Source organism: Pseudomonas sp. USTB-Z, assembly GCF_019691255.1.
GTDB lineage: Bacteria > Pseudomonadota > Gammaproteobacteria > Pseudomonadales > Pseudomonadaceae > Aquipseudomonas > Aquipseudomonas alloputida.
The window spans coordinates 1-930 of the sequence record NZ_JAECZP010000063.1 but is presented as its reverse complement, the minus strand read 5'-3'; the positions used below and the strand labels follow the sequence as shown (position 1 = coordinate 930).

Annotated in this window: 1 protein-coding gene; it reads left to right on the top strand. The window is 60.8% G+C overall.

Annotation, left to right across the window (positions count from 1 at the left end; genetic code table 11):
* Positions 1-819: 819 nt before the first annotated feature.
* A partial coding sequence (locus tag I8746_RS26845; RefSeq protein ID WP_221101207.1) for a thiamine pyrophosphate-binding protein occupies positions 820-930 on the top strand: 111 nt, incomplete at its 3' end.

The following is a 930-nucleotide window of genomic DNA, read 5'->3' as shown; positions in this document are numbered from 1 at the left end:
GGTAGTGTGGGGTTTCCCCATGTGAGAGTAGGTCATCGTCAAGATTCATTTCGCAAAACCCCTATCTGCACATGCAGGTAGGGGTTTTGTCTTTGTGGGCAAAAAAACTGGACCTGCTCGAATCACTGTGGGAGCGGGCAGCTCGGTGTAGGGCACCGGCTTCGCCGGTGTTCGCGGGTAAACCCGCTCCTACGACGGCCTGTTTCCACCCCCCCGATGTGTGTCCACCACCAATCTGTGTAGGAGCGGGTTTACCCGCGAATGCGGTGGCGGCGGCAACGGTGAACGGCGGGTGGAAATTGGCCAGCAGGGCCGGCCTCTTCGCGGGTAAACCCGCTCCTACGACGGCCTGTTTCCACCCCCCGATGTGTGTCCACCACCAATCTGTGTAGGAGCGGGTTTACCCGCGAATACGGTGGCGGCGGCAACGGTGAACGGCGGGTGGAAATTGGCCAGCAGGGCCGGCCTCTTCGCGGGTAAACCCGCTCCTACGACGGCCTGTGTCCCCCCTCGATGTGTGTCCACCACCAAACTGTGTAGGAGCGGGTTTACCCGCGAATACGGTGGCGGCGGCAACGGTGAACGGCAAGTGGGGATTGGCCAGCAGGGCCGGCCTCTTCGCGGGTAAACCCGCTCCTACAGAGGATGGTGCGACGCCAGGCTAGATTGGCCTCCACGCATCATTAACGTGACTTTCCCGCCCCCCCCCTACGTCAAGACTTTGGTTCGGGGCACTTCTGCTCTGGACCTGGCGATGCCAGCGTACCGTGCTGCGCATTTCTGGACTTCCCCGTCCCATCACTTGAGGTAGCAAGCAAGATGGCCAAGGCCGCCGATGTCGTTGTGCAATGCCTGGAAAACGAAGGTGTCGAGTATGTATTCGGCATTCCCGGTGAGGAAAACCTCGACCTGCTCGAATCCCTGCGCAAG